The following is a 25,675-nucleotide window of genomic DNA, read 5'->3' as shown; positions in this document are numbered from 1 at the left end:
TTGAAACGCTGTCGCGAATAACGCTATGTCGAGTTCGCGATGGTGCCTGACGGAGGCGGGCAGCCTGTTCAGCTGTCCAGCCCGTGGCGACTATGCAAGACACATTACGCATCACCGAAGTCTTTTACTCTTTGCAGGGTGAAACGCGCACCGCTGGGCTGCCCACGGTATTCGTGCGTCTCACCGGCTGCCCGCTGCGCTGCCAGTACTGCGACAGCGCCTACGCCTTCAGTGGCGGCACCCTCCGCACTCTCGACTCGATCCTCGAACAGGTCGCCAGCTATCGCCCGCGCTACGTGTGCGTGACCGGTGGCGAGCCGCTTGCCCAGCCCAATGCGATTCCTTTGCTCAAGCAGCTCTGTGACGCCGGCTACGAGGTTTCCCTGGAAACCAGCGGCTCGATGGACATCTCTGCGGTCGACCAGCGCGTCAGCCGCGTGGTGGACCTGAAGACCCCGGGTTCGGCCGAAGTCCATCGCAACCGCTACGAGAACATCGAACTGCTGACCGCCAACGACCAGGTCAAGTTCGTCCTCTGTTCTCGCGAGGACTACGACTGGGCGGTGTCCAAGCTGATCCAGTACGGGCTCGACAAGCGTGCCGGCGAAGTCCTGTTCTCGCCCAGCCACCATGAACTGAACGTCACCGATCTGGCCGACTGGATCGTCGCCGACAACCTGCCGGTTCGCTTGCAGATGCAGTTGCACAAACTGCTCTGGAACGACGAACCGGGACGCTGAGAGGAGCTTCTGCAATGACTGAGAAACGTGCGGTAATTCTGCTGTCGGGCGGCCTGGATTCGGCCACCGTGGTCGCCATGGCCAAGGCCGAGGGCTACCAGTGCTACACCATGAGCTTCGACTACGGCCAGCGCCACCGCGCCGAGCTGGATGCCGCTGCCCGGGTCGCCCGCGACCTGGGTGTGGTGGAGCACAAGGTGATCGGCCTGAATCTCAACGGTATCGGCGGCTCGGCCCTGACCGACAGCAGCATCGACGTGCCCGAAGCACCCAGCGACGGCATTCCGGTGACCTACGTGCCGGCCCGCAACACGGTGTTCCTGTCCCTGGCCCTGGGCTGGGCCGAGGTGCTGGAGGCGCGTGATATCTTCATCGGAGTGAATGCGGTGGACTACTCCGGCTACCCGGACTGCCGTCCCGAGTTCGTCGAAGCCTTCGAGCGCATGGCCAACCTGGCGACCAAGGCCGGTGTCGAAGGGCAGGGCTTCCGTATCCAGGCGCCACTGCAGAACCTCAGCAAGGCGCAGATCGTCCAGGCGGGCTTGGCCCGTGGCGTGGACTACAGCCTCACGGTTTCCTGCTACCAGGCCGATGATGAAGGCCGTGCCTGTGGCAAATGCGACAGCTGCCGCCTGCGCGCCGAAGGCTTCGCAGCGGCCGGTGTTCAGGACCCGACCAGATATTTTTGAATTATTTTGCGATGGGGTGTTGATTTCCTGTTAGAAATCAGTATTATACGCGCCATCCAACGGGTCGTTAGCTCAGTTGGTAGAGCAGTTGGCTTTTAACCAATTGGTCGTAGGTTCGAATCCTACACGACCCACCATACGCAGTACGAAGAAGCCCGCCACCTTTCGAGGTCGGCGGGCTTTTTCGTTCATGGAGTTTTTAACGCGTGGGAGCGGTGAAACCGCTCCCGGCTTTGAGCGCCCCCGTGTCAGAACTTCGCCCGCAATGCCACGTTGAAGTTGCGCGGCTCGCCGTAGAAGTTCCAGTAGTTGTCGTTGCCCACGGTCTGGACGTACTTGCGATCGAACACGTTGTCCAGGTTGTACTGCAACTCCAGGTGCTCATCCAGTTCGTAGACTGCGTGGAGGTTGGCCAGGGCATAGCCCCCCTGGCGAATGGTATAGCCTTCGTCGCGATTGCTGATGTCGCTCTGCACGTTGACGCTGCCGCCCACCCGCGTCCTGTTCAGGACGCCGGGCAGGCGGTAGTCGGTGGCGACCTTGAGCAGATGGCGCGGTGCATTCGAGGCAAATGCCTCGCCCTTTTGGCTGCCGCCAATGTATTTCGACTGGGTGTAGGTATACCCGGCCGAAAGGTTCCAGTCTGGCGTCAGCGCGCCATTCATCTCCAGTTCAATGCCCCGGTTGCGCACCTTGTCGGAGGCTTCGTAGCAATCACAGGGAATCACATACTCTGCCCGTCCGGTCTGGTCCGCCTGGAACAGCGCCATGCTGGCGGTCAGGCGCTTGTCGAGGAACTCGCCCTTGAGCCCGAGCTCGTAGTTGCTGCCGGTCATGGGGTCGAGGATCGAACCGCTGATATCGCGGTTGCTCTGCGGCTTGAAGATCTCGGTGTAGCTGGCATAGGCGCTCAGGTTGTCGCTCAGTTCCTGCACCAGCCCGGCATAGGGTGTGACTTCCTGGTTCTTCGCGTATTCGCTGCGCCGCGGCGTGCCAGTGGTGTTGGTCATGTTTTCGGTCTTGAACCAGCTCAGGCGGCTGCCAAGGATGAACTTCGTGCTGTCGCTCAGGCTGAAGCGTGCGGCGCTGTAGAGGCCCGACTGTTGCTGGGTGATGTTGTACTTCCACTGGTTCGAATTGAGCGCGGTCGGCTTGGGTGGATTGAAGCCGGACAGGTCGTTCATGTCGAACTGGTAGTTGTAGGTCGCGTCACGGCCGCCGTGGTAGTCGAAGTCGTCCTGGCGGATATTGGCGCCGAGCACCAGTTCATGGCGTCGGCCGAACAGTTGGAAGGGGCCGGTCGCATAGCCGTCGAGGCTGGTCTGGGTATCGTCGTAGAAAAAGTGACGCGGATTGAGGCTGAAGCGGTCGCCACTGACCCGCCAGGTGTAGTTGCCGAGGAATTCCGACTTCGCCCAGATCTGGTTGGCGGCCACCACCAGCTTCCAGTCGTTGTCGAAGCTGTGCTGGATGTCGGCGAACACCGTGGTGTTGCGCTTGTTCAGTTTGTTCCACTGGCCGGTGAGGTTGGTCGAGCGCGACAGCGGATAGAAGGAGCCATCGGCACGGGTAGGCAACGCCGACCAGTCATAGCCGGAGTTACGGTCTTTCTGCCACGAGAAGCCGAGGGTGGCCAGGGTGTTCGGCGTCAGGTCCATCTCGACGATGCCGTAGAACAGCTGGTTTTCCTTCTTCACGTTGTCCATGTAGCTGTTGGCATCGTTATAGCTGACCACGGTGCGACCGCGCAGGGTGCCTTCGGGGTTCAGTGCCGAAGAGAGGTCGAGCATGGTCCGGTAGTCGTCCCAGGAGCCCACCGAGGTCTCGACCAGCGCCTGAGGTTCGGCCGTCGGGCGCTTGCGCACCATGTTGATCGCCGCCGATGGCGTGCCGGCACCCTCGGTCAGGCCGGTAGCACCGCGCACCACTTCGATGCGGTCGTAGATGTCGGTGGCCGGCTTGGAGATGGCGTCCATCGAATAGGCATTGCTGATGTTGGTGGGCACGCCATCGATCTGCAGGCTTTCCACCAGTTGCCCGCGCGTCTGGTACAGGGAGCGCTCGCCGCCGTTCTTCATCACCACGATGCCGGTGGTGTTCTCCAGCACGTCGTCCAGGTCCTTCATGTTCTGGTCGTCCATGCGCTGGCGGGTAACCACGGTCACCGATTGCGGCGTCTCACGCAGGCTCATGCCTAGGCGCGTGGCTGTGCTGCTGGGACCGGAGGGGGCGTAGCGGGTGCTGCCTTCGGTGGTGCCGTCGCCGGAGAGGGCGGCACTGATGGCGGTGGCGCCCAGTTGGACGGTCTCGCCTGTGGCAGGCTTGTCCAGCATGACGCTGCCCTGGCCGGTGCTGTGCCAGATCAGCCCGCTGCCTTGCAACAGGCGTTGCAGGGCAGCCTCCGGTTCCTGGTTGCCACGCACGGCCGGGCTGTTCAGGCCCTGTACCAGTTCACCGTTGTAGATGACCTGCAAGCCACTTTGCTCGGCGAGCTGATTGAGCGCGCTGGCCAGCGACTGGGCCGGAATATCGAAGGAGACCGGTTCTGCCCAGGCGATAGCAGGCAGCAGCCCCATCAGCAGCGTGGCGCGGCGAAGGGCGAGGACGATCGGGCGGTGACCGGTGGACGGTGGGTACATCTGATTCTCCCTGGCGAATGCAAGTAATTATCTTTTTCGCGAGGGAAGACGGGTGAGCCCGGCAGACCCGTAAAAATAATTTCACTCAGCGGGGCTGTAGTACCAGCAGGTAGTCGGTGTAGCGCTGGACCCTCAAGGGAAACGCTTGCTCCAGCGTGCCCAGGGCATCCTCCAGGCGGTCGAGGCGGAAACTGCCGCTGACCTTGAGCGTGCGCAGGCTGTCGTCGCCTATCAGCAGGTAGCCAGGCCGGTAGCGCTGCAACTCGGCGAGTACATCCGGCAGCGGTGCCATCTCGAAGACCAGGCGGCCGTGTTGCCAGGCCAGGGCCTTGGCGGTATCGACGGTCTGTTTATCGCCAAGGGCGCCGTTCAGGCGGCTGACCTGTTCCCCGGCACCGAGGACCAGGCTGGCGCCGGCGTCCTTTACCGCGACACGCCCGCGGGCCACAGTGACCTGTGCGTCGTCACCGCGCTTGCGCACCGCGTAGACGGTGCCGAGGGCGGTCGCGCCCAGGTCCCCGGTACGGACCTGGAAGGGGCGCTGCGGGTCATGTGCCACTTCGAACAGCGCCTCGCCCTTGCGCAAGGTGATTTCCCGCCGGTCACCGTACAGGCTGACGTCTATCGCCGAGTCGGAATCCAGCAGGACATGGGAGCCGTCCGCCAGGGTGATGCGCTGCTGTTCGCCGAGGCCGGTGTGGTAATCCGCATCCCAGGCCTGCTGTCGGACCAGTCCGAGCCCGAGGGCGATCAGCAGGACTGCCGCTGTCGCCCAGGCCCACGTCGGTGAGCGGCGCTGTATCGCAGGGGCCTGCAAGTGCCCGCTGAGCTGCCATAGCCGGCGTGCGTCGACGAATGCCCGCTGGTGCGCGGGATCCTCGGCGCACCAGGCGCGGGCGGCGGCAATATCGGCAGGTGCCACGTCTCCCGAGGTCAGGCGTACGACCCAGTACTGGGCGGTGGCGTGAAGGTCGGCAGGATCGGCTTTGAGGTCAGGCATGGTGTTCAACGCTGAAGGCTTCGACGCAAAAAGTCCAGCGCGCTGGCCAGGTGCTTCTCCACCGAACTGAGGGACATGCCCAGCTCCCGGGCTACATCCTTTTGTGCAATGCCCTGGAGGCGACACTTGAGGAAGATGCTTTGCTCCGGCTCCCCCATGCGCTTGAGTGCGGCATCCAGTGTTTCCAGTTCCTGGCTGGCGGCGACGGTGTCGATCAGCTCGGGCGTTTCGCCGGTGACTTCGTAAAGATACGCTAGGCCCTGGTCGTGACGCTCGCGGGAGGCGCGGCTGCGCACATGATCGATGGCCAGGTTGCGGGCGATGCGGAAGATGAACGCCCGCAGGTTCTCCACCGGCGTGCGCGGTCGCTGCCTGAGCATGCGCAACCAGGTTTCCTGAGTGAGGTCGGCAGCGGTCTCGGTGCTGTGCAGCTGTCGATAGAGGAACACTCGCAGCTCACGGGAATGGGCCTTGAATGCCCGTTCCAGTTCTTCCGTGCTCATGCTCGACATGGCGGCCGTTATCCCGGGAGGGCGAGGGCGCCGACTTTAACGAGAATGATTTGCAGATGCAAGGCGGTGATGGCGTCTTGTCATCCGTACACGGAAACCTGGTTGCGTCCGCCTTTCTTCGAGGCATACAGGGCCTGGTCGGCCCAGGCGATGAGGTCCGCGTGGCTGTCGGACGGCTGGCCAAGATCGGCGACCCCAAGGCTGATGGTGAAGCGGATGGTCAAGCCTTCATGCTTCACTTCCAGTTCCTCCACCGCCTTGCGCAGGCGCTCGGCAAAGGCCACCGCGCCATGCTTGTCGGTATCCGACAGCACCACGCCGAACTCCTCGCCGCCATAGCGCCCCGCCACGTCGGTGTCGCGCACATACTCGCGGAGCAGCGCGGCGACCTGCCTGATCACTTCATCGCCGGCCTGGTGGCCGTAGGTGTCGTTGATGCGCTTGAAGTGATCGATATCGAACATCACCAGGCTGGTGGCGTTGCCATGACGCTGGTGGCGGGCGTACGCGACCTTGAGGCTGTCTTCCCAGTGGCCGCGGTTGTACAGGCCGGTCAGGCGGTCGGTGCTGGAAAGCTTCTGCAACTGGGCGTTGGCCGACTGCAGCATGTGCCGGTTGGTGGCGACGTCGGTCACGTCGTAGATCACCAGGCAGAAATGGCTGATGCTGCTGTCGGTGGAGCGCAGCGGGAACAGCGTGGTGTTCTGGTACATGAAGTCTTCCTGCCCGGTGATCGGCTGGTAGTTCTTGAACCGCACCAGATAAGGGCGTTGTTCCCACACGGTGAACGCTGCCGTGCCGAGGGTGCCCACGCTGTCGAGCTTGCGCCGGAACCAGTCCTCGTTGACTTCGGGGAACAACCGGAAGAACGACTGGCTGATGGCGTCCTTGGGCGGCACCCCGGAACGGTTCTCCATGAAGGTGTTCCAGACCTGCACGCAGTAGTCGCGATCGAGCACTACCACGCCGACGTCGATGCTCTGCACGATCGCCAGCAGCCAGTGGAACTCGGTCAGATCAAGGGCTTTGTTCATGGCTCAGTTCATCAGGTACGCGAGTTTATGGGTCAGTCGTTCGATGGAGTCTTCGGTGAACAGCAGCAACAGGTCGAAGCTGATGTCATGGCCTTCCAGGCCGTAGCTGATCTCCACCGCGAGGGTCTTCTTCCAGCGCCGCTGGTTGACCCGGATCAGTTCCTCGATATTGGCGTGCTGGCCGAGGATCTGCGGGTGACACTGCGAGAACACCACGTCGACCTGCTCGGCGATGCCGCTCAGGCAGGCGCCGATCAGGATGCTGGACAGGTCCAGGAGCATCTCCAGGTCGGAGGCGTGGCTGCTCTCATGCTTCATCAGCCGCGCCATGTCGGCGATTTCCGAGTCGTGGAACATCAGCAGCGCCTCTCCGGCGATACCGCCACCGATAAAGCCCTGACAGACCGCGGTCAGTTGCTTGCAGCGCCCGGCGTCCGCCAGGGCCATGTGCAGTTCACCGACTTCGAGGATGTTCACGTTAGGCACCGGCAGTTGCACGAACACCCCGAGCACCTTGGCGATCAGTGCGGCGGCGCGGCCCATGGCGACGTTGACGGTTTCGCGGAACACCTCGTTGAAGCTGACGCTGGCGCTGGTCTGCGGACGATGGCTCTGCGCCGCCCGGCCCGCCAGTTGCAGCAGGCCCAGGCGGTCCAGGGTTTCGCGCAGTTGTTCTTGCTCGAAGGGCTTTTTCAGGAAGGCCAGGGCGCCCAGTTCCTGCACGCGGCGCAGGGCCTCCTGCTGCACGTCCCCCGAGATAACGATGACATTGGCCTGCAAGCCCTCGTCGCGCAGTGCATGCAGTACCTGGTAGCCGTCCATTTCCGGCATGTTCAGGTCGAGCACCACGACCTGGCCCAGGCCCTTGCGCACGGCGTCCATGCATTGATGTCCGTTGGCGGCCTCCGTGACCGAAACCGGCCAGTCGGAGGGCAAGGCTCGCAGGACCTGCTTGCGGGCAACGGTGGAGTCGTCACAGACGGTTAGGGTAGTTACTGACACAAGTCACGGCTCGTTATCTGGAGGTGCGGAATGATTTCATTATGCCATAGCCGCACAAAAGCTACGCTTAATGGCTAGGGGAATCACTGAGTGTGCAAATGGATCCAATACGCTAATCCCTGATGGCTTTCTCAGGATTGGCCTGAGTCAGTGTTGATGGAGAAACCCATGCACAGTTCATACTCATTTCGCGATTTTTTGATGAAAGACTGGAAAATTTCCTCGTTGCGCAGCGCCGATTTTCCCGCTTCTTACTTCTCTCCGTCCCGCTCGGGGAATCCCCTGTTCCAGCGCAGCCCCTCAATCCCGGGAGATGAAACGTTTCGTCAATTTGTCGGACAAAGACCTTTCCTGCTGTCAGAGCGACATCAAGCAGTGGTATGTTGCCGGGCAGAATGAAGTCGAGATAAGTGGATTGATCATGCCTAAAGCGTCCCACCAAGAACTGCGCCGTGCGTTTCGTAAACTCCTTGCGTCCCCCAACTGTTACCACACCGCCTCGGTGTTCGACCCGATGTCCGCGCGTATTGCCGCCGACCTCGGTTTCGAGGTGGGTATCCTCGGGGGCTCGGTGGCGTCGCTACAGGTACTTGCAGCACCGGATTTTGCCCTGATCACCCTGAGCGAGTTCGCCGAGCAGGCGACCCGTATCGGACGTGTCGCCCAGTTGCCATTCATTGCCGATGCCGACCATGGCTACGGTAACGCCCTGAACGTGATGCGCACGGTGATCGAACTGGAACGCGCCGGGGTTTCTGCCCTGACCATCGAGGACACCCTGCTGCCGGCCCAGTTCGGCCGCAAGTCCACTGACCTGATCAGCATCGCCGAAGGTGTCGGCAAGGTTCGTGCGGCGCTTGAAGCCCGTGTCGACCCGGAGCTGGTGATCATCGCCCGGACCAACGCCGCCGCCATTCCGACCGAGGAAGTCATCGCTCGCGCCGTGGCGTACCAGAATGCTGGCGCCGATGGCATCTGCATGGTCGGTGTACGTGATTTCGAGCATCTTGAAGAGATCGCCCGCCACCTCACCGTACCGCTGATGCTGGTCACCTACGGTAACCCGCAACTGCACGACGATGCGCGCCTGGCGCAACTCGGTGTGCGTATCGCCGTCGATGGCCATGGCGCCTACTTCGCCGCGATCAAGGCCACCTACGACTGCCTGCGCGAACAGCGCCGGATCACCAGCGCCGCCTCGGACCTGAGCGCGACCGAGCTGACCCACACCTACACCCAGCCGAACGACTACATCGTCTGGGCCCGTGAGTTCATGGACGTCAACGAGTAAGGCGCTGCCTTATGCCTGCACCGCCGGAGCGCCTGGGCGCGTTCCGGCATCAGGCCGGCCGATGCTGTAGTAGGCCAGTCCTGCCTCGGCCATCTGCGCCGGCTCGAACAGGTTGCGGCCATCGAACACCGTGCCATCGAGCAGGCGCTGCCTGACCATCCCGCTGTCCAGCACCCTGAAATCCTGCCATTCGGTGACGATCACCAGGGCATGGGCGCCGGCCAGGGTGTCTTCCTTCCTGTCCATCAGTTGCAAATCGTCGCGCTCGCCGAACAGGCGGCGTGCCTCGGCGCGTGCCTGGGGATCGAACGCCTGGACTTTCGCCCCGGCCTGCCACAGCGAACGCAGCAGGACCTGGCTCGAGGCCTCGCGCATATCATCGGTGTTGGGCTTGAATGCCAGGCCCCAGAGGGCGAAGGTCTTGCCGGCCAGGTCGCCGTCGTAGTGATCGAGGATTTTCTCGAACAGGCGATGCTTCTGCCGCTGGTTTACCGCATCCACGGCCTGGAGCAGGCGCGGCTGGTAATCGTATTGCTCGGCGATGCGTTGCAGGGCCGAGAGGTCCTTGGGGAAGCACGAACCGCCAAAGCCGCAGCCGGCGTAGATGAAGTCGTAGCCGATGCGCGGGTCGGAGCCGATGCCGCGGCGCACCGCCTCGATATCCGCACCGGTGTGTTCGGCCAGGTTGGCCATTTCGTTCATGAACGAGATCTTGGTCGCCAGCATGCAGTTGGCCGCGTACTTGGCCAGCTCGGCGCTACGTGCGTCCATGCTGATGAACTTGTCATGGTTACGGCTGAAGGGGGCGAACAGCTCGCGCAGCAGGTTCAGGGTCGTCGGGCTGGCGCCACCGATCAGGATGCGGTCGGGGCGCATGCAGTCCAGTACCGCCGAGCCTTCCTTGAGGAATTCCGGGTTGCTCACCACGTCCAGGCGCTGCGCGGTGCTGGCATCGTGGCTGGCAAGGCGGGCCTTGATCGCATCCACGGTGCCCACCGGCGAGGTGGACTTGTTGACCACCACCTTTTCGCCCCGGGCGTGGCGGGCGATGCTGTCGGTCACGGCAAAGACCTGGCGCAGGTCGGCGCTGCCGTCGGGGAGCGAAGGGGTGCCGACGGCAATGAAAATCACCGTTGCGGTATCGATGGCTCGGGCGGCGTCGAGGGTGAACTTCAGGCGCGCGCTGGTCAGGCCGTTCTTCAGCAGTTCCGGCAGGCCGGGCTCGAAGATCGGGCAATGGCCTTCGGACAGGCTCGCCACGCGATGGGCATCGACGTCCACGCAGCACACCGCATGGCCAACCTCGGCGAGGCAGGCAGCGAGGGTCAGGCCCACGTAACCGGTACCGAACACTGCAACTTTCATAAGAGGCTCCCTTTTCAGCGCGATGCTGTTCCTCCCGCCGCACAGGGCGGAGCGATGCGCAGAACCATGGCAGTGTCCGATGACAGTTTCGTGAGGGGCCGACTGGCGTTTGCCGGATTGTCTTTTGTTCGAGTGTTTGGAAGGCAGTGCGGTTCTCGGAATAAGGCCACGACAGGCGACGATCTTTCCTTCTCTTCAGTCGCTCTTTCCTGACCGATTCGAACCCCGGCGTGGTGATAACGTCCCGTTTGAAATGCTTTGGAGAGATTTCCGGGTGACCTTTCCTGCCGCTGGACCCACGTAATGAAAAAAATACTGATAGCGCTCGGCGTGCTTGTTTCGCTTGGCGTTCTAGCCGCTTGGTACACGGGGAAAATGTTGCCGCAACGGCTGGACGCCGTGCTCGTTCAGGTTAACCAGCAGTTGAAGGTGGCGCTTGGATTTGAAGGCAAGGCCAGAATCGAGCTGCTTTCTCTCGATGCCCGGACGTTCGGTGCCGATGCGCGTTATCGTCTGACGCTCGAGCAACGAGATCCAGATGAACTTGCGTGTGACGCCGCCTGATGAGGCGGAGTTGAATGGTAGAACACTACCCCTGGATGAACTCCTCAGGATACTCGGGCGTAAATCGGTTCATTAGTTTCACCTAGTTCGGGGGAATCATCTTTCACTAATGTTACTCTCGCCCTCCGAAGGCCCGACCACTTAAGTCCGGGCCTTCTCTACTCAAGGAACGCAACTGGAACACTTCATGAAGAAAGCACTGGTAGTTATTGGCGGGCTGGTTGTAGTAGGTGCGGCCTGCACCTCGATCGCGTGGTACACCGGCAAGCAGTTGCCCGAGGTGCTCGAATCCTCGCTGGCGCAGTCCAACCGGCAACTGGCGGCGGCCTTGAGCGGCAGTGGCAGCGGCAAGGTCGAGCTGCTGTCCCTGGAATCCGGGGTGTTCAGCAGCGAAGTGCGCTACCGCCTGACCCTCGCCGGTAACGACGTCGAGCCGATCCAGCTGGAGTTCAGCGATCATCTGGAGCACGGCCCGTTCCCCTGGTCGCGGGTCAAGCGCCTGCAACTGGCGCCGGTCATGGCGGCAAGCAACTACGCGCTGCTCAAGACCGATAACACCGCCTCGTGGTTCGGCCTGACCGGCGACAAGGCCCCGCTGCAAGGCAGCATGAGCGTTGGCTACGGCGGTGCGTTGCACAATGAACTGCGGGTCGAGCCGTTCGAGTCCAGCGATGAGGATGGCACCTCGCTGTCGTTCTCTGGCCTGACCCTGAACCTGGAGTCGTCGCTGAAAGGCGATGGCCTGCGCCTGCAGGGCGATCTGGGCCGGGTAGCATTGCTGACCGCTGGCGAAGCCCCGGTGAATGTGACGTTCAAGGGTGTTGCCCTGTCCACCGACTTCACCATGAGTGACTACGGCTATTTCGTCGGCTCGATGAACCTGGATGTCGCAGAAAGCAATCTGTCGTTCGGCAACGAGCAGTCGCTGCACTTCGGCAAGTTCGAGCAGCGCGATGTCTATCGCATCGAGGAGGCGGGCCTGTCGCTGAAGCAGCAGGCCAGCCTGGCGGACATCAGTTTTTCCGGTAATCCCATCGGCAGCGCCCGCTTCGCCTGGAGCGTGGAGCGGCTGAACCCGGAAGCGGTCGGCAGTTTGGTGAACTGGTATGAGCAGAACCTGCCGCAACTGCAAGGCATGGCCCTGGGCATGACTCCGGATGCTGGCGCGATGATGCTGGACGATCCGCAGTTGCAGGCGCCGTTGCTGAAGCTGCTGGAGGGCGGTCCGCGGGTGACCTTGCAGGAGCTGTCATTCAAGACGGCCAACGGCGAAAGCCGCTTCGACCTCGATCTGGACCTGTCCGGCAAGGGGCTGGAAGGTATCCCGCTGGAGCAGGCCTTCGCCCAGTCGGTGAAGGCGCTGCAGACCAACCTGAAGATCTCCAAGCCGATGGTCGGTGACCTGGCGGCCCTGCGCGCCAAACTCGAAGGGCTGGACGCCGAGCAGGTCCGCCAGGCCTCGGCTTCCGGCGAGATGGTCGGGATGATCGCCGCGCAAAGCCAGCTGGCGACGGTCAAGGGCGACGACGTCCTCGTACAGTTGAAGTACGCCGACGGCCAGGTGGACTTCAACGGCCAGAAGATGACCGCCGATCAGTTCGCTGCCCTGGTCCAGCAGCGTACTGCCGGAATCACCGGCGCCGCACAGTAACCACCTGGGCTGGCGGGCGATGTGTCGAGCGTCGCCCACCCGCCTGGCGGGGTAAAAAACTCTTTAGAATTCATCCGATTGTCTGTAGCCTTCGGCCACTCATAAAACCGAGGTCGCAGCGGACTTTGCCGCCCGTGCAACAGTCAAGCTGTTACCCGATTTGTCCGTGCCCGATGATACTCTCGACTTACGCGCATCAGCGCCTGCAGGTCTTGCGAACATGACGCAGATTTCCGAACGCCTTCTGGTCCAGGCCCACCTGGACGCCAAGCAGCCCAAGCCCCTCACTCCTGAACAGGAGGCCGACTACCGTGCCGCCATCGCCGCCGAGCTCAAGGCGCAGGATGCGGTGCTGGTCGCCCATTACTATTGCGACCCGGTGATCCAGGCCCTGGCCGAGGAAACCGGTGGTTGCGTGGCCGACTCCCTGGAGATGGCCCGCTTCGGCAAGAACCACCCGGCCAAGACCGTGCTGGTGGCCGGCGTGCGCTTCATGGGCGAGACGGCGAAGATCCTCACCCCGGAAAAACGCATCCTGATGCCGACCCTGGAAGCGACCTGCTCCCTCGACCTGGGCTGCCCGGTGGACGAGTTCTCGGCCTTCTGCGACCAGCATCCGGAGCGTACCGTGGTGGTCTACGCCAACACCTCGGCGGCGGTGAAGGCCCGTGCCGACTGGGTGGTGACCTCGAGCTGCGCGCTGGAGATCGTCGAAAGCCTGATGGACAACGGCGAGACCTTCATCTGGGGCCCGGACCAGCACCTGGGGCGTTACATCCAGAAGCAGACCGGCGCCGACATGCTGATGTGGGACGGTGCCTGCATCGTTCACGAAGAGTTCAAGTCGCGGCAACTGGCCGATATCAAGGCGCTGTACCCGGATGCCGCGATCCTCGTGCATCCGGAATCGCCGGAAGCGGTGATCGAACTGGCCGATGCGGTGGGTTCCACCAGCCAGTTGATTGCGGCGGCGCAGCGCATGCCGAACAAGCGTTTCGTTGTCGCCACTGATCGCGGCATCTTCTACAAGATGCAGCAGCTGTGCCCGGACAAGGAGTTCATCGAAGCGCCGACGGCGGGCAACGGTGCGACCTGCCGCAGCTGTGCCCATTGCCCGTGGATGGCGATGAACACCCTGGAGCGCACCCTGCAGTGCCTGCGTGAAGGCACCAACGAGATCTTCGTCGAGCCGGCCCTGGTTCCACAGGCGATCCGGCCGTTGCAGCGAATGCTGGATTTCACTGCGGCGGCGCGGTTGAAGCTCTCTGGTAACGCTTAAGATTCGAGGGGCTCCCATCGCTGGCAAGCCAGCTCCCACAGGTACGGTGCATGCAGTACCTGTGGGAGCTGGCTTGCCAGCGATGAGGCCCTGAAGATCAGCGCATCATGTCCTTGACCATCCGCTGCTGCTCCAGCATGTCCCGCTGCCGCGCATCGATCCGCGAGGCCAGCTGGAAGTTGGTGCCGGCCCGCCGCTTGGCGTAGTCCAGCTGCTGGATCGCCTGGTCGAAATCCCCCGTCAACGCGAAGAACTCGGCCCGGGCCTGGTGCAGGCCGATGGTATTGCCGGACAATCCGCGAGCTTCGGCCAGGTCATACCAGACATCCGGGTCGTCCCCGCGCTCCTTGACCAGCGCTTCCAGCGCCTTCTCCGCCTCGGCCGGCTTGCCCTGCTTGAGCAGCAGGTCCGCCGCCACCTGTTTCAACGGATAGTTGCCCGGATACAGCTGGCGCATGCGATCCACCCGTTGCTGGGCATCGGCAAGGCGGTTGTTGGTGATCTCCAGGTCAATCTGGGTCAGGTTGTAGGTGATGTCGTTGGGCGCCTTGGCCAGCAGGGGCTTGAGGTTCTCCCGTGCTTCGTTGAGCTGGCCGCCCTTGATCTGCGCCAGGGCCAGGCCATAGCGCGCCGCGTCGAGTTTCGGGTTCTCGTCCAGTTGCGCCCGGAAACGTTTGGCCGCCAGACCTGGCGTGCCCTCATAGAACAACTGCACACGCGCACGCATCAACTGGTAGCGCGCACTGTCCTCGATCCCGCCCGCCGGCGCCTGTTCCGCCCGGTTGCGGGTGTCGGCGATACGGTTTTCGGTAACCGGGTGAGTGAGGAGGAACTCTGGCGGCTTGGCGTCGAAGCGATACTGGCGCATCAGGCGTTCGAACATGGTCGGCATGTTGCGCGGGTCGTAGCCGGCCTTTTCCAGGTTGAGGATGCCGATACGGTCGGCTTCCTGCTCGTTCTGCCGGGAGAAGCGGCGCTGTTCCTGGATGGCGGCGGCCTGGGTCCCCGCGATGGCGGCGATACCGGCATCGCCCGCGCCAGAGGCGGCGACCACGATGCCAGCGAGCAAGGCCGCCATCATCGGCAACTGCATGCGCTGCTGGGCTTCGACGCCACGGGCGAAGTGGCGTTGCGACAAGTGCGCGAGTTCGTGGGCGAGCACCGAGGCGTATTCACCCTCGGTCTGGGCATTGAGGAACAGGCCGCCGTTGACCCCGACGATCCCGCCGGGGGCGGCGAAGGCGTTGAGTTCCGGGCTGTTGATCAGGATGAATTCCAGGCGACGGTCCTGCAGCTGGCTGGTTTCGGCAAGCTTGTAGACGCTGGTTTCGACATAATCCTTGAGCTGGGGGTCGGACAGCTGGCTGACATTGCCGCGCAGCAGGCTCAGCCAGGCACGGCCGAGCTGGTGTTCCTGTTGCGGCGAGACAATGGCCGAGCTGGCGTCGCCGAGTGACGGCAGGTCGTCGGCATGGCTTGGAAGCGCCAGCAGGCAGGCCAGTGTCAGCAGGGTAGGGCGCAGAAATGTCATGCACGGAGCTCTGGTCGACAAAAAGCCTTACTGTAGCCGCCTCGCACGGTTGCGACCAGTGGCGCAATTCTGCGAGGCTTGCCGGCTCGCCTGACCTGTGCCGACCCGGCCACCCGCTTTTCTGGAGTGCAGCAATGACCACCATCCCCAATCCCGACGCCGAACTGGACGCCAGCGGCCTTAACTGCCCGCTGCCGTTGCTCAAGGCGAAGATGGAACTCAACCGCCTGGCTTCCGGTGCGGTGCTCAAGGTCATCGCCACTGATGGCGGCTCGCAGCGCGACTTCCGCACTTTCGCCAAGCTGGCCGGTCATACCCTGCTTCACGAAACCGCCGAAGGCGGCACCTACACCTACTGGCTGAAAAAGGCCTGAGTCCCTCCGATGTTCAAAGTGCTTCGCAGCTGGCTGCACCGTTATTTCTCCGACGAGGAAGCGGTGGTGCTGGCGGTTCTGCTGTTTCTCGGTTTCACCGCGGTCCTGACCCTCGGCGGCATGCTCGCGCCGGTGCTGGCGGGGATGGTCCTGGCGTTCCTGATGCAGGGCCTGGTCAACGCCCTGGAGCGCTTCAAGGTGCCGAGCAAGGTCGCGGTGGCCCTGGTCTTCACGCTGTTCATGGGGGCGCTGGGGGTATTCCTGCTGGTGCTGGTGCCGTTGCTCTGGCACCAGTTGATCACCCTGTTCAACGAACTGCCGGGAATGCTCGGCAAATGGCAGTCGCTGTTGCTGTTGCTGCCTGAGCGCTATCCGCATCTGGTGTCCGATGACCAGGTGCTGCAGGCGATCGAGGCCATGCGCGGCGAGATCGGCAAGTTCGGCCAGTGGGCGCTGACCTTCTCGCTGTCCAGCCTGCCGCTGCTGGTCAACATCATGATCTACCTGGTGCTGGTGCCGATCCTGGTGTTCTTCTTCCTCAAGGACCGCGAGACCATCGCCCGCTGGGTTGTCAGCTACCTCCCGCAGGAGCGTGCGCTGATGACCCGGGTCGCCGAGGAAATGAACCGGCAGATCGCCAACTACATTCGCGGCAAGGGTATCGAGATCCTGATCTGCGGCGTGGCCACCTACATCGCCTTCGTCGCCCTCGGCCTGAACTACGCGGCACTGCTGGCGCTGCTGGTGGGGCTGTCGGTGGTGGTGCCCTATGTGGGCGCGGTGGTGGTGACGGTGCCGGTGACCCTGATTGCCCTGTTCCAGTGGGGCTGGGGTGATCAGTTCATCTATCTGATGGCGGTCTACGCGATCATCCAGGCGCTGGATGGCAACGTGCTGGTGCCGCTGCTGTTCTCGGAGGCGGTCAGCCTGCACCCGGTGGCGATCATCTGCGCGGTGCTGCTGTTCGGCGGGCTGTGGGGCTTCTGGGGGATCTTCTTCGCCATTCCGCTGGCGACGCTGTTCAAGGCCGTGCTGGATGCCTGGCCAAGGCGGGAACCGGCGGTGGCGCCGCTGCTTTAGGGCTTCAAGCCGTAAGCTTCAAGCGGCAAGAAAGAGCGATCCGCAGCGCTGCCGACTACTTTTTCTTGCCGCTTGAAGCTTGGAGCTGGTCAGGCCTTGTTCAGCTCTTCGGCTGCGGCCAGTACCGCGGCCACATGGCCCGGCACCTTCACGCCGCGCCATTCCTTGCGCAGCACGCCGTTCTTGTCGATCAGGAAGGTGCTGCGGTCGACGCCCAGGTATTCCTTGCCGTACAGCTTCTTCAGCTTGATCACGTCGAACAGTTGGCAGAGGCTTTCGTCCTTGTCGCTGATCAGCTCGAAGGGGAAGGCCTGCTTAGCCTTGAAGTTCTCGTGGGACTTGAGGCCATCGCGGGACACGCCGAACACCTCGGTGCTGGCGGCCTGGAAGGCGGCGTACTGGTCACGGAAGTCCTGGCCTTCGGTGGTGCAACCCGGGGTGCTGTCCTTCGGGTAGAAATACAGCACGACCTGGCGGCCCTTGAGGTCAGCGAGGCTGACCTGTTGGCCGCTGGTGGCCTGGACCTGGAAGTCGGCGACGGGTTTATCGAGTTCGACGGCCATGGGGCGGCTCCTTACATCGGGTTCTGTGGACGCCACGGTTCGATCAGGGCATCCAGGTTGAGCGCGTCGGCGAAGTCCAGGAACTGGTCGCGCAACCAGCTGATCTGGGTGCCGGCGGGCAGCGTGACGGTGAAGGTGGCGTTGAGCATGGTGCCGCCGGTCTGCGGCGCCTGGTAGGTGTCGCAGGTCAGGTTCTCCAGCTCGACGCGGTGGTCGATGAAGAACTGGCACAGCTCGTTGATGATGTCCGGGCGATAGGCGGCGCTGACGTAGGCAACGTAGGGCAGCGACAGCGGGCGCACTTCCAGTTCGGTGCTGCGCACCACGTTGACGATGAAACCGTGCTTCTTGGCCAGGCTCGGCAGGGCGCCTTCGAAGCGCGCGAGGGCATCCCAGTTGCCGCTGATCTGCAGGATCAGCGCGCTGCACTCGCCGTGGCGGGTCAGGCGGGAGGTCACCACCGCGCAACGGCTGTCGTTGCTGGCGCGGCAGAGGATGTTGGTCAGCTCCATCGGGCTCGGGCCGAGGGCGCTGACGACAAGGAATTGTTCGCGGACGGTGGGGGTGGACATAGCATTCCTAAAGCGATGAGCGGTCGGTACCTGACGCGGTAAAAAGGCGGATCCGCGTGTTCCAGGGACTCTGGATCGAGGGGCGGACACTGCCGGAACGCATGGTTGGCAGCCCGACGGGCCGCTGTGTACCGATCAAAGGACAAAGGGTAGCGAAAATGGCCGCGAAGGGGAATGCTCCAGGCGCCCGCGTCGCTTGTGCAAGGCCGATGTCGCCAGTACCATTACCGCTCTCTTTTTCCGGCAGGAGCAGCTTCATGATTGCGGGCAGTATGGTGGCATTGGTCACACCCATGGATGCACAAGGGCGTCTGGACTGGGACAGCCTCAGCAAACTCGTGGACTTCCACCTGCAGAACGGTACCCATGCCATCGTCGCCGTCGGCACCACCGGCGAGTCGGCAACCCTCGATGTCGAAGAGCACATCCAGGTCATCGAGTTCGTGGTCAAGCAGGTTGCGGGCCGTATCCCGGTCATCGCCGGCACTGGCGCCAACTCCACCAGCGAAGCCGTTCACCTGACCCAGAATGCCAAGAACGCCGGCGCCGACGCCTGCCTGCTGGTCGTGCCGTACTACAACAAGCCGACCCAGGAAGGCCTGTACCAGCACTTCAAGCACATCGCCGAAGCCGTGGACATCCCGCAGATCCTCTACAACGTGCCGGGCCGCACCTCCTGCGACATGCTCGCCGAGACCGTGATCCGCCTGTCCAGCGTGCCGAACATCATCGGCATCAAGGAAGCCACCGGTGACCTGGCCCGCGCCAAGGCGATCATCGACGGCGTCAGCGACGACTTCATCGTCATGTCCGGCGACGATCCGACCGCGGTCGAGCTGATCCTGCTCGGCGGCAAGGGCAACATCTCCGTCACGGCCAACGTCGCCCCGCGCGAAATGGCCGACCTGTGCGAGGCCGCCCTGCGTGGCGATGCCGAAACCGCACGGGCCATCAATGAAAAACTCATGCCGCTGCACAAGAACCTGTTCATCGAGGCCAACCCGATTCCGGTGAAGTGGGCCCTGAATGAAATGGGTCTGATGGGCAACGGCATTCGCCTGCCGCTGACCTGGCTGAGCACCTCCTGTCATGACACGCTGCGCCAGGCCATGCGCCAGTGCGGCGTACTGGTTTAATTGAGGACGTACCCCGCATGAAGCGATTGGCTGGTCTTTCCGCCCTTGCACTTGTCATTTCCAGCACCAGCGGTTGCGCCTGGTTGTGGGGCGAAGACGGGTATTTCCGTGACCGTGGCAGCGACTACCTGGAGGCGACCCAAAAGGCCCCCATGCAGTTGCCGCCCGATGCAACCAATGTGAAGCGTCTCGACCCGCTGCTGCCGATTCCGCGCAATGTCGCGGACGACACCGTCAAGGGCGAGTTCGAGGTTCCCCGTCCGCTGCCGCTGGCGGCTACCGCCGATGTCAGCGATTTCAGCCTGCAGAAGAGCGGCGCCGCCCGTTGGGTCCTGGCCCAGCGTTCGCCGGCGGAAACCTGGCCGGTGGCCCGGCAGTTCTTCGAGGACAACGGTTTCCGCATCGCTGAAGAGCGTCCGCAGACCGGTGAGTTCAACACCACCTGGCAGCGTTTCGACGAGCTGTCCGCGTCCATGGCCGATCGCCTGGGCGGCGCGGCCAGCAGCCGCGACAGCGAGATCCGCGCTCGCGTGCGTATCGAGCCGGGCGTGCAGCGCAACACCAGTGAGGTCTACGTGGTGACCGTCGAGCGTGCAGCCGGCAGCACCGCCGAGCAGGACTTCCCGGCCCGCTCCAGCAACACCGGCGTCGACGCCGTGCTGGTCGACGAAATGCTCGCCAGCATGACCCGCAGCGCCGAGAAGGGCGGTTCGGTGTCCCTGCTCGCGGCCCGCGACTTCGATGCCCCGAGCCGCGTCAGCCTGAGCGAAGACGGCAGCGGCAACCCGGTGCTGAACCTCGGCGCCGACCTCGATCGTGCCTGGTCCAGCGTTGGTCGTGCCCTGGAGCACGGCGAATGGCGGGTCGAAGACATCAACCGCAGCCTGGGCCTGTACTACATCAACCTGGCCGAGAAAGCCGAGCCGAAGAGCGAGCCTGGATTCCTCAGCCGCATGTTCGGCAGCGAGCCGAGCAAGGAAGAGATCGAAGCCCGTGCCGAGCGCTACCAGGTTCGCCTGAGCAAGGTGGGTGACAGCGTCCAGGTCACCGTCGAGAAGAACATCAATACCGTGGCCCCGGCTGACGTGGCCCGTCGCGTGCTGAGCGTCATCCAGGACAACCTGGGTTAAGTGCGCTTCGCGGTTCTCGGAAGCGGTAGCCAGGGAAATGGCACGTTGGTCAGCAGTGGCGACACGCGGGTGCTGGTCGACTGCGGCTTTTCCCTGCGTGAAACCGAGCGGCGCCTGGCGCGGCTCGGCGTAGCGCCAGACAGCCTGAGCGCCGTGCTGGTGACCCACGAACATGCCGACCACGTGCATGGGGTGGGGTTGCTGGCACGGCGCTACAATGTTCCGGTGTACCTGAGTCGAGGCACCTTGCGCGGTCTGCGCAAGCCGCTGGAGGCGACAGGGCTGCTCGCGGCGAACGACACGTTCGACGTCGGTGACCTGAGCATCCGCGCGGTGGGGGTGACCCATGACGCACTGGAGCCTTTGCAGTACGTGTTCAGCGACGGTCGCAGGCGCCTCGGCGTACTCACCGACCTGGGCTGCTACGACTCGGTGCTGCTGGAGCACTACCGCGGGCTGGACGCCCTGATGATCGAAGCCAACCACTGCCGCGACCTGCTGGCACGCGGTCACTACCCGATGTTTCTCAAGCAGCGGGTAGGCGGCGACTACGGACATTTGAACAACCACCAGGCTGCGAACCTGGTGGCGGAGCTGGGATGGGAACAGTTGCAGCACCTGGTGCTGGCCCATCTCAGCAGCAAGAACAACCTGCCACAGCTGGCCCGGCAATGTTTCGTCGATACCCTCGGGTGCGACCCGGACTGGCTGCAAGTGGCCAACCAGGATTGCGGGCTCGACTGGCGCGAAATCGTCTAGCCCCCTCATTTAGCAAGCGGAGCCCATCATGGAAAAACGTGAAGAACTCTACCGCGGCAAAGCCAAGTCGGTTTACAAGACCGACGACGCCGACCGTTTGATCCTGCTGTTCCGTAACGACACCTCGGCCTTCGACGGCAAGCGTATCGAACAGCTCGACCGTAAAGGCATGGTGAACAACAAGTTCAACGCCTTCATCATGCAGAAGCTGGAAGAAGCCGGCGTTCCGACCCAGTTCGACAAGCTGCTGGGCGACAACGAATGCCTGGTCAAGAAGCTCGACATGATCCCGGTCGAATGCGTCGTGCGTAACTACGCGGCTGGCAGCCTGGTCAAGCGCCTGGGCGTCGAGGAAGGCATCAAGCTGGAGCCATCGACCTTCGAACTGTTCCTGAAGAACGACGAAAAGGGCGATCCTTTCATCAACGAATCCCACGTTGTCGCCTTCGGTTGGGGCACCGCCGAGCAACTGGTCAAGATGAAAGCGCTGTCGCTGAAGGTCAACGAAGTGCTGACCAAGCTGTTCGACGACGCTGGCCTGCTGCTGGTCGACTTCAAGCTGGAGTTCGGCGTATTCCACGGCGAAATCGTCCTGGGTGACGAGTTCAGCCCGGATGGTTGCCGCCTGTGGGACAAGGAAACCCGCAAGAAGATGGACAAGGACCGCTTCCGCCAGGGCCTCGGTGATGTCATCGAAGCCTACGAAGAAGTCGCCAAACGCCTGGGCGTGCCGCTGTAAACCGGCACGTTCGCGCAAGCATCTGAAAGCACGCGATTTTTTTCTCAAAAAGGCTTCGCCTTTGGAGAAAGTGCTGGTATGATGCGCGCCACTGGAGAGATGCCGGAGTGGCCGAACGGGACGGATTCGAAATCCGTTGTACTGGCAACAGTACCTAGGGTTCAAATCCCTATCTCTCCGCCATACATGTCAAAGCCCCTGGAACTGCAAAGTTTCAGGGGCTTTGTCGTTTCTGGGTATGCAGGCCCCCTATATTTTCGCTTGCAGTCCAGTCGGCTTCATGTTCATTTTGTCCCGTGTCCCAGGACTCGGGACGGATGCGTAGGTCATCGTATGAAAGGTCAAGACATAGGCTTGCTGCTCAAACTGGTTTGCCTCGAGCGACATGAGTCGCGCGGCAAGGCTGTGGCTGCCTGGCCACACGACTGGACAGACTGGGAAGACGGGAGTGATGATCCCGAGCCGCTCTATCAAGATCACTCAAGTGACGAGGGGAGTGGAGCGCATTCGTTTGCTTACACTGCCCGTGCGCTGGAGCAGCAGACGGGTATCAGCAAGACGCAGATCAGTGTCTCCATGACGCATTGCATGCAGATTGGCCTGGCCAAGGCGGATCGCAAGCTGGGTATCCCTCGTGCCAATACCAAGGCTCTGCTTGAGTTCATCCTTTACGGCCTGAAGTACGTGTTTCCGGCCCGGGCAGGGGAATTGACTCGTGGCATTGCAACGGGCTTCGCTGCGCCAGTCCTGGAGAAGAGCTTGATCAGCGCTGGTGAATTCGTGCCGGTCTGGTCATACGCCCGCGGCAATACGATGGGCATGAAGGTCGAGCCGCTGTTCAGGACTGCGGCCGATGCGGCCCGGAAAGATCCGGAAATGTACGCCCTGCTTGCACTGATCGATGCCATACGGCTGGGGCAGCCTCGCGAACGCAACCTTGCCGCGCAACTGTTGCGGGAGCGCCTGGAGTTTCCATGAGTATTTTCAGTACCCTCCAGGCCATGTTGCTTGAGGTTGCCACCGCACTGGGGCCCGACCTGCGTCGGCAAATGACGTTTGTCGGCGGTTGCACCACCGGTTTGCTGCTGACGGATGCCTTCACCCGTGAACAAGTTCGCAGCACCGACGATGTTGATCTCATTGTGCATGTTATGGGGCCAATAGGCTTCGCACGTTTGCAGGAGACTCTTGGTACTCGAGGATTTCGGGTCAGCCCGCAAGAAGATGACGAAGACTTCCCCGTCTGCGCAATGAAACTTGGCGATCTTCGCGTTGACTTCATGCCGGACGATGATTCTCTCGGATTCACCAACCTTTGGTACAGAGACGCCATGAGCACTTCCAGCTCCTATGAACTGGACGATGCAATCACCATCAATCTGGTCAGCCCGGTGTACTTCGTGGCCACCAAGCTTGAGGCCTGGCAAGGGCGTGGGAGGGGCGATGCTCTGTCCAGTCGCGATCTGGAGGATATCCTCAACTTGATTGACGGGCGTGCAGAACTGCAGGATGAGATAGCATCGGCCGTTGTTGAAGTGCGCGAGTACATCTCCCGGGAAATTGCTCTTTTACTCGGCGATGGGAACTTCGAATATGCAGTCAGTGCCCAGGCCAAAGGTGATGCCGATCGCGAAAATCTGCTTTTCGAGCGATTGGAAGCGTTGGCGGGGTTGGGCCACTGATGCAGATTCGCTGGGTCAGTCGCCAAGGTAGGGCACGGCTCGGCAATAGCGATGCAGCCGCTTGCGGACGCAAGAACCACCAGGTCCTGGCCGTGCTTGTGGATGCAGCCGAGAAAGGCGATGGGCAGGGTCTAGCCAGGTATTGGCCTCGTACCGTGATCAATGCCGCCCTCGGAACGACCCGACAGCTCGACCTCGAGGTATTGGTCGACATCATGCGTACCGAGCAGCAGCAGTTGCGCCGACATTACCTTCACGCCATTGCGAGCTATTGCTGCGTTCTCGTCGACCAGGAACAGCAATTGCTCCATGCCGCGCATGTTGGGGATTGCTTGATAGGTATCCAGCGCCCTGCGGGCGCCATCGACTGGCTGAATCTTCCTCAGAATTTGCAAAGCCAGGCTATCTGGTTGGCAGACATGTCGGTAGATCAGGAGTCACGGCACCTGCTGACTCGGTCGCTGAACGCTAGGCGCTTCAACTCTCCAGTCTGCCTGACCACGCAGCTGCCGCCGGATGCGCGGGTTCTGCTCTGCAGTGACGGCTATTGGCATGAGCATGTGCATTCAGGCGTCGGTCTGGAGAGCGTCAACGATGACGCTAGCGTGCTCAGTCTCGCCTATGGCGAATCGGGCATCGATCTCCAGTCAGACTGCGAAAACTTCCATGAATGCAGCTACATCGTACTGCCAGCCAGTTCCTGAACAAGGCCGTTTCGAAAAAACGAGAGCATTGCGGGAATCGCCATCACCTCTATAAGATTGCGACTCTTTCTCATTCGCTTCAGGTCTCCCTCTCCGTGCCCGCCTCCAACACCAACAAACTGGGTTTCCTTTTCAGCGACCACCATCGCTGGCTGTTGCAGCACGTCCAGCGCCACCTGCGCAATCGTGCGGACGCGGAAGACACTGCGGCGGAGACCTTCTGCCAGATCCTCAGCTCCCGGGTCGACCCCGAGACTATCGAGCAACCCCGCGCCTACCTTTCCACTATCGCCCGCCGCCTGATCTTCGACCGCCATCGCCGGCGCCGCCTGGAACAAGCCTATCTGGAGCGATTGATGCTGCTGCCGGAAGCGCTGGCGCCGTCGCCGGAAGAAACCCACCTGTTGCTGGAAGCCTTGCACGCCATCGACCAGACCCTTTCCGGCCTGCCCCTGATCGTCAAAAAGGCCTTCCTGATGAGCCAGCTCGACGGCTTGAGCTACGCCGAGATCGGCCGTCGTCTCGATGTCTGCCAGCGTACCGTCGGCCGCTATATGACCGTGGCCCTGCGCGAGTGCTATCTGAGCGGGGCACAGCCATGAGTCGCCAGGCACTGGATCCGGTCGCCGAAGAGGCGATCGGTTGGATGGTCCGCCTGCGCTCCGGACAGGACAGCGCCCGGGAGCAGGCCCGCTTCCAGCAGTGGCTGGGTCAAAGCCCGGCGAACATCGCCGCCTGGGAGCAATTGCAGCGCGGGCTGGGTCGGCACTATGACGTCGTGCGCCGCGCACCCGGCGCCTTGCGCGAGACCTTGCTGCAACCGGAAACCGCTCGCCGCGACGTCTTGCGCGGGATGCTCGGGCTCGGCGTACTCGGCGCTGGCCTGTGGCTGGGCGGACGCAGCGAGAGCGGCCGGAGCTTCCTGGCCGATCTGCGCACCGGTACCGGCGAGCGTCGCAGCCTGGTCCTGAACGACGGCAGCCGCCTGACGCTGAATGCCGATAGTGCCGTGGATTGCGATTTCTCCGCCGAGCGCCGACGCTTGCGCCTGTATCGCGGTGCACTGGTGGTCCAGGTGGCGGCGGATCCGAACCGGCCCTTTATCGTGCGCAGCGACCAGGGCGACATCCGTGCCCTGGGCACGCGCTTCCTGGTCGAACAACTGGAGGGCAGCACCCGGGTCGTGGTGCTGAAGCACGCTGTGCGGACTTCCTTGCCGACCGGCGAAATCAAGGACCTGACGCAAGGCCAGGCCGCGATGCTGTACCCACAGCGCATCGAGCCGCTGCCAGCCGGGCAGGCGTACCGCGCCGACTGGGTCGATGGCCGGCTCAGTATTCTCGACGAACCCCTGGCGACCCTGATCGACGCGCTGCGTCCTTATCGCTCCGGCTTCATCCGGGTCAGCCCGCAGGTGCGTGATCTGCGTGTGCAGGGCGTGTTCCCGCTGGATGATAGCGAACGTACCCTGGCCGCGCTGGCGGAAACCCTGCCGATCCGGATCAAGCACTACGGCCCGTGGCTGACCCTGATCGAGGCAAGGTGACGCGGTTGCGAGAAAAAATCTTTCTCATTCGTGTCCGGTTTTTTCCGCTCGTTGCACCTCTCTCCTGACAACACCAATATCATCAGGAGCATC

Annotated in this window: 27 protein-coding genes and 2 tRNA genes; 20 read left to right on the top strand and 9 right to left on the bottom strand. The window is 62.6% G+C overall.

The window, feature by feature from the left end; genetic code table 11:
- Nucleotides 1-92 precede the first annotated feature (92 nt).
- The 3 genes from queE (at nucleotide 93) to PSEMO_RS28045 (ending at nucleotide 1,566) form a co-directional block, all read left to right on the top strand.
- Nucleotides 93-740 (top strand): 7-carboxy-7-deazaguanine synthase QueE, encoded by a 648-nt coding sequence (gene queE, locus PSEMO_RS28055; protein WP_075806136.1) that lies wholly within the window; start codon nucleotides 93-95, stop codon nucleotides 738-740.
- A gap of 14 nt (nucleotides 741-754) precedes the next feature.
- The gene (gene queC, locus PSEMO_RS28050) at nucleotides 755-1,429 is read left to right on the top strand and encodes a 7-cyano-7-deazaguanine synthase QueC (RefSeq protein ID WP_075806135.1); all 675 of its coding nucleotides are present in this window, start codon (nucleotides 755-757) and stop codon (nucleotides 1,427-1,429) included.
- Nucleotides 1,430-1,490: 61 nt separating this feature from the next.
- Nucleotides 1,491-1,566: transfer RNA gene (locus PSEMO_RS28045), tRNA-Lys, on the top strand.
- 111 nt (nucleotides 1,567-1,677) lie between these two features.
- On the opposite strand, the gene PSEMO_RS28040 is transcribed toward PSEMO_RS28045, so the two are convergent.
- The 5 genes from PSEMO_RS28040 to PSEMO_RS28020 all read right to left on the bottom strand — a co-directional run bounded on the left by PSEMO_RS28040 (nucleotide 1,678) and on the right by PSEMO_RS28020 (nucleotide 7,616).
- Nucleotides 1,678-4,068, bottom strand: coding sequence for a TonB-dependent siderophore receptor (locus tag PSEMO_RS28040; RefSeq protein WP_075806134.1), 2,391 nt, complete (start codon nucleotides 4,066-4,068; stop codon nucleotides 1,678-1,680).
- 85 nt (nucleotides 4,069-4,153) lie between these two features.
- Nucleotides 4,154-5,068 (bottom strand): FecR family protein, encoded by a 915-nt coding sequence (locus PSEMO_RS28035; protein ID WP_075806294.1) that lies wholly within the window; start codon nucleotides 5,066-5,068, stop codon nucleotides 4,154-4,156.
- Nucleotides 5,069-5,073: 5 nt separating this feature from the next.
- Nucleotides 5,074-5,580, bottom strand: coding sequence for an RNA polymerase sigma factor (locus PSEMO_RS28030; RefSeq protein ID WP_075806133.1), 507 nt, complete (start codon nucleotides 5,578-5,580; stop codon nucleotides 5,074-5,076).
- A gap of 80 nt (nucleotides 5,581-5,660) precedes the next feature.
- A complete protein-coding gene (locus PSEMO_RS28025; protein WP_075806132.1) occupies nucleotides 5,661-6,614 on the bottom strand; it encodes a GGDEF domain-containing protein in 954 nt (317 codons plus the stop codon).
- 3 nt (nucleotides 6,615-6,617) lie between these two features.
- On the bottom strand, nucleotides 6,618-7,616 hold the full coding sequence (locus PSEMO_RS28020; protein ID WP_075806131.1) for a response regulator: 999 nt from the start codon (nucleotides 7,614-7,616) through the stop codon (nucleotides 6,618-6,620).
- A gap of 168 nt (nucleotides 7,617-7,784) precedes the next feature.
- Here PSEMO_RS28020 and PSEMO_RS33290 point away from each other — a divergent pair, with 168 nt between their 5' ends.
- Together PSEMO_RS33290 and PSEMO_RS28015 are read left to right on the top strand one after the other, a co-directional pair.
- Complete coding sequence (locus tag PSEMO_RS33290) at nucleotides 7,785-8,015, top strand: hypothetical protein (protein WP_144443639.1); 231 nt, start codon at nucleotides 7,785-7,787, stop codon at nucleotides 8,013-8,015.
- 22 nt (nucleotides 8,016-8,037) lie between these two features.
- The gene (locus PSEMO_RS28015) at nucleotides 8,038-8,907 is read left to right on the top strand and encodes an isocitrate lyase/PEP mutase family protein (RefSeq protein ID WP_075806130.1); all 870 of its coding nucleotides are present in this window, start codon (nucleotides 8,038-8,040) and stop codon (nucleotides 8,905-8,907) included.
- Nucleotides 8,908-8,916: 9 nt separating this feature from the next.
- Here the strand turns inward: PSEMO_RS28015 and PSEMO_RS28010 are convergent, their stop codons facing one another.
- Nucleotides 8,917-10,272, bottom strand: coding sequence for a UDP-glucose dehydrogenase family protein (locus tag PSEMO_RS28010; RefSeq protein WP_075806129.1), 1,356 nt, complete (start codon nucleotides 10,270-10,272; stop codon nucleotides 8,917-8,919).
- A gap of 303 nt (nucleotides 10,273-10,575) precedes the next feature.
- On the opposite strand from PSEMO_RS28010, the gene PSEMO_RS28005 reads away from it, so the two are divergent.
- From PSEMO_RS28005 to nadA, 3 genes are all read left to right on the top strand, one after another.
- Entirely contained in the window at nucleotides 10,576-10,836 is a 261-nt protein-coding gene (locus PSEMO_RS28005; RefSeq protein WP_075806128.1) for a DUF945 family protein, read from the top strand.
- 187 nt (nucleotides 10,837-11,023) lie between these two features.
- Entirely contained in the window at nucleotides 11,024-12,487 is a 1,464-nt protein-coding gene (locus tag PSEMO_RS28000) for a YdgA family protein (protein ID WP_075806127.1), read from the top strand.
- A gap of 220 nt (nucleotides 12,488-12,707) precedes the next feature.
- Nucleotides 12,708-13,766, top strand: a complete 1,059-nt coding sequence (gene nadA, locus PSEMO_RS27995; RefSeq protein ID WP_075806126.1) for a quinolinate synthase NadA — start codon at nucleotides 12,708-12,710, stop codon at nucleotides 13,764-13,766.
- 97 nt (nucleotides 13,767-13,863) lie between these two features.
- Here the strand turns inward: nadA and PSEMO_RS27990 are convergent, their stop codons facing one another.
- Nucleotides 13,864-15,297: a M48 family metalloprotease gene (locus PSEMO_RS27990; RefSeq protein ID WP_075806125.1), complete on the bottom strand. Its 1,434-nt coding sequence runs from the start codon at nucleotides 15,295-15,297 to the stop codon at nucleotides 13,864-13,866.
- 134 nt (nucleotides 15,298-15,431) lie between these two features.
- Here PSEMO_RS27990 and PSEMO_RS27985 point away from each other — a divergent pair, with 134 nt between their 5' ends.
- Nucleotides 15,432-15,671, top strand: coding sequence for a sulfurtransferase TusA family protein (locus PSEMO_RS27985; RefSeq protein ID WP_075806124.1), 240 nt, complete (start codon nucleotides 15,432-15,434; stop codon nucleotides 15,669-15,671).
- Nucleotides 15,672-15,680: 9 nt separating this feature from the next.
- Complete coding sequence (locus tag PSEMO_RS27980) at nucleotides 15,681-16,751, top strand: AI-2E family transporter (protein ID WP_075806123.1); 1,071 nt, start codon at nucleotides 15,681-15,683, stop codon at nucleotides 16,749-16,751.
- Nucleotides 16,752-16,840: 89 nt separating this feature from the next.
- On the opposite strand, the gene PSEMO_RS27975 is transcribed toward PSEMO_RS27980, so the two are convergent.
- Complete coding sequence (locus tag PSEMO_RS27975; RefSeq protein WP_075806122.1) at nucleotides 16,841-17,314, bottom strand: peroxiredoxin; 474 nt, start codon at nucleotides 17,312-17,314, stop codon at nucleotides 16,841-16,843.
- Nucleotides 17,315-17,325: 11 nt separating this feature from the next.
- Nucleotides 17,326-17,886, bottom strand: a complete 561-nt coding sequence (locus tag PSEMO_RS27970) for a glycine cleavage system protein R (protein WP_009399603.1) — start codon at nucleotides 17,884-17,886, stop codon at nucleotides 17,326-17,328.
- Nucleotides 17,887-18,143: 257 nt separating this feature from the next.
- Between PSEMO_RS27970 and dapA the strand changes: the two genes are divergently transcribed.
- The 10 genes from dapA (at nucleotide 18,144) to PSEMO_RS27920 (ending at nucleotide 25,582) form a co-directional block, all read left to right on the top strand.
- Nucleotides 18,144-19,022: a 4-hydroxy-tetrahydrodipicolinate synthase gene (gene dapA / locus PSEMO_RS27965; RefSeq protein ID WP_075806121.1), complete on the top strand. Its 879-nt coding sequence runs from the start codon at nucleotides 18,144-18,146 to the stop codon at nucleotides 19,020-19,022.
- 17 nt (nucleotides 19,023-19,039) lie between these two features.
- Entirely contained in the window at nucleotides 19,040-20,152 is a 1,113-nt protein-coding gene (gene bamC / locus PSEMO_RS27960; protein ID WP_075806120.1) for an outer membrane protein assembly factor BamC, read from the top strand.
- Complete coding sequence (locus tag PSEMO_RS27955) at nucleotides 20,153-20,911, top strand: MBL fold metallo-hydrolase (RefSeq protein ID WP_075806119.1); 759 nt, start codon at nucleotides 20,153-20,155, stop codon at nucleotides 20,909-20,911. It abuts the gene before it with no gap.
- A gap of 28 nt (nucleotides 20,912-20,939) precedes the next feature.
- Nucleotides 20,940-21,650, top strand: a complete 711-nt coding sequence (gene purC, locus PSEMO_RS27950) for a phosphoribosylaminoimidazolesuccinocarboxamide synthase (protein ID WP_075806118.1) — start codon at nucleotides 20,940-20,942, stop codon at nucleotides 21,648-21,650.
- A gap of 93 nt (nucleotides 21,651-21,743) precedes the next feature.
- A tRNA-Ser gene (locus PSEMO_RS27945) sits at nucleotides 21,744-21,833 on the top strand.
- A 171-nt stretch (nucleotides 21,834-22,004) separates the two neighbouring features.
- Nucleotides 22,005-22,628 (top strand): hypothetical protein, encoded by a 624-nt coding sequence (locus tag PSEMO_RS27940; protein WP_178392068.1) that lies wholly within the window; start codon nucleotides 22,005-22,007, stop codon nucleotides 22,626-22,628.
- The gene (locus PSEMO_RS27935) at nucleotides 22,625-23,332 is read left to right on the top strand and encodes a nucleotidyl transferase AbiEii/AbiGii toxin family protein (protein WP_075806116.1); all 708 of its coding nucleotides are present in this window, start codon (nucleotides 22,625-22,627) and stop codon (nucleotides 23,330-23,332) included. Before PSEMO_RS27940 ends, PSEMO_RS27935 begins: the two co-directional genes overlap by 4 nt.
- Entirely contained in the window at nucleotides 23,332-24,036 is a 705-nt protein-coding gene (locus tag PSEMO_RS27930) for a hypothetical protein (protein WP_075806115.1), read from the top strand. The genes PSEMO_RS27935 and PSEMO_RS27930 overlap by 1 nt, the downstream gene beginning before the upstream one ends.
- 95 nt (nucleotides 24,037-24,131) lie before the next feature.
- Complete coding sequence (locus PSEMO_RS27925) at nucleotides 24,132-24,638, top strand: sigma-70 family RNA polymerase sigma factor (protein WP_075806114.1); 507 nt, start codon at nucleotides 24,132-24,134, stop codon at nucleotides 24,636-24,638.
- Nucleotides 24,635-25,582, top strand: a complete 948-nt coding sequence (locus tag PSEMO_RS27920; RefSeq protein WP_075806113.1) for a FecR domain-containing protein — start codon at nucleotides 24,635-24,637, stop codon at nucleotides 25,580-25,582. Before PSEMO_RS27925 ends, PSEMO_RS27920 begins: the two co-directional genes overlap by 4 nt.
- The last annotated feature ends 93 nt before the right edge of the window (nucleotides 25,583-25,675 follow it).

This window comes from Pseudomonas putida (genome assembly GCF_001941965.1).
GTDB classification, from domain to species: Bacteria; Pseudomonadota; Gammaproteobacteria; order Pseudomonadales; family Pseudomonadaceae; genus Aquipseudomonas; species Aquipseudomonas putida_L.
The sequence above is the reverse complement of the archived record's forward strand: the minus strand, read 5'-3'. Positions and strand labels throughout refer to the sequence as shown.

Bases quoted from the DNA above. Each gene is read 5' to 3' on its own strand.
- queE (WP_075806136.1), top strand. From the start codon at position 93: ATGCAAGACACATTACGCATCACCGAAGTCTTTTACTCTTTGCAGGGT.
- queC (WP_075806135.1), top strand. From the start codon at position 755: ATGACTGAGAAACGTGCGGTAATTCTGCTGTCGGGCGGCCTGGATTCG.
- PSEMO_RS28040 (WP_075806134.1), bottom strand. From the start codon at position 4,068: ATGTACCCACCGTCCACCGGTCACCGCCCGATCGTCCTCGCCCTTCGC.
- PSEMO_RS28035 (WP_075806294.1), bottom strand. From the start codon at position 5,068: ATGCCTGACCTCAAAGCCGATCCTGCCGACCTTCACGCCACCGCCCAG.
- PSEMO_RS28030 (WP_075806133.1), bottom strand. From the start codon at position 5,580: ATGTCGAGCATGAGCACGGAAGAACTGGAACGGGCATTCAAGGCCCAT.
- PSEMO_RS28025 (WP_075806132.1), bottom strand. From the start codon at position 6,614: ATGAACAAAGCCCTTGATCTGACCGAGTTCCACTGGCTGCTGGCGATC.
- PSEMO_RS33290 (WP_144443639.1), top strand. From the start codon at position 7,785: ATGCACAGTTCATACTCATTTCGCGATTTTTTGATGAAAGACTGGAAA.
- PSEMO_RS28015 (WP_075806130.1), top strand. From the start codon at position 8,038: ATGCCTAAAGCGTCCCACCAAGAACTGCGCCGTGCGTTTCGTAAACTC.
- PSEMO_RS28010 (WP_075806129.1), bottom strand. From the start codon at position 10,272: ATGAAAGTTGCAGTGTTCGGTACCGGTTACGTGGGCCTGACCCTCGCT.
- PSEMO_RS28005 (WP_075806128.1), top strand. From the start codon at position 10,576: ATGAAAAAAATACTGATAGCGCTCGGCGTGCTTGTTTCGCTTGGCGTT.
- PSEMO_RS28000 (WP_075806127.1), top strand. From the start codon at position 11,024: ATGAAGAAAGCACTGGTAGTTATTGGCGGGCTGGTTGTAGTAGGTGCG.
- nadA (WP_075806126.1), top strand. From the start codon at position 12,708: ATGACGCAGATTTCCGAACGCCTTCTGGTCCAGGCCCACCTGGACGCC.
- PSEMO_RS27990 (WP_075806125.1), bottom strand. From the start codon at position 15,297: ATGACATTTCTGCGCCCTACCCTGCTGACACTGGCCTGCCTGCTGGCG.
- PSEMO_RS27985 (WP_075806124.1), top strand. From the start codon at position 15,432: ATGACCACCATCCCCAATCCCGACGCCGAACTGGACGCCAGCGGCCTT.
- PSEMO_RS27980 (WP_075806123.1), top strand. From the start codon at position 15,681: ATGTTCAAAGTGCTTCGCAGCTGGCTGCACCGTTATTTCTCCGACGAG.
- PSEMO_RS27975 (WP_075806122.1), bottom strand. From the start codon at position 17,314: ATGGCCGTCGAACTCGATAAACCCGTCGCCGACTTCCAGGTCCAGGCC.
- PSEMO_RS27970 (WP_009399603.1), bottom strand. From the start codon at position 17,886: ATGTCCACCCCCACCGTCCGCGAACAATTCCTTGTCGTCAGCGCCCTC.
- dapA (WP_075806121.1), top strand. From the start codon at position 18,144: ATGATTGCGGGCAGTATGGTGGCATTGGTCACACCCATGGATGCACAA.
- bamC (WP_075806120.1), top strand. From the start codon at position 19,040: ATGAAGCGATTGGCTGGTCTTTCCGCCCTTGCACTTGTCATTTCCAGC.
- purC (WP_075806118.1), top strand. From the start codon at position 20,940: ATGGAAAAACGTGAAGAACTCTACCGCGGCAAAGCCAAGTCGGTTTAC.
- PSEMO_RS27935 (WP_075806116.1), top strand. From the start codon at position 22,625: ATGAGTATTTTCAGTACCCTCCAGGCCATGTTGCTTGAGGTTGCCACC.
- PSEMO_RS27930 (WP_075806115.1), top strand. From the start codon at position 23,332: ATGCAGATTCGCTGGGTCAGTCGCCAAGGTAGGGCACGGCTCGGCAAT.
- PSEMO_RS27920 (WP_075806113.1), top strand. From the start codon at position 24,635: ATGAGTCGCCAGGCACTGGATCCGGTCGCCGAAGAGGCGATCGGTTGG.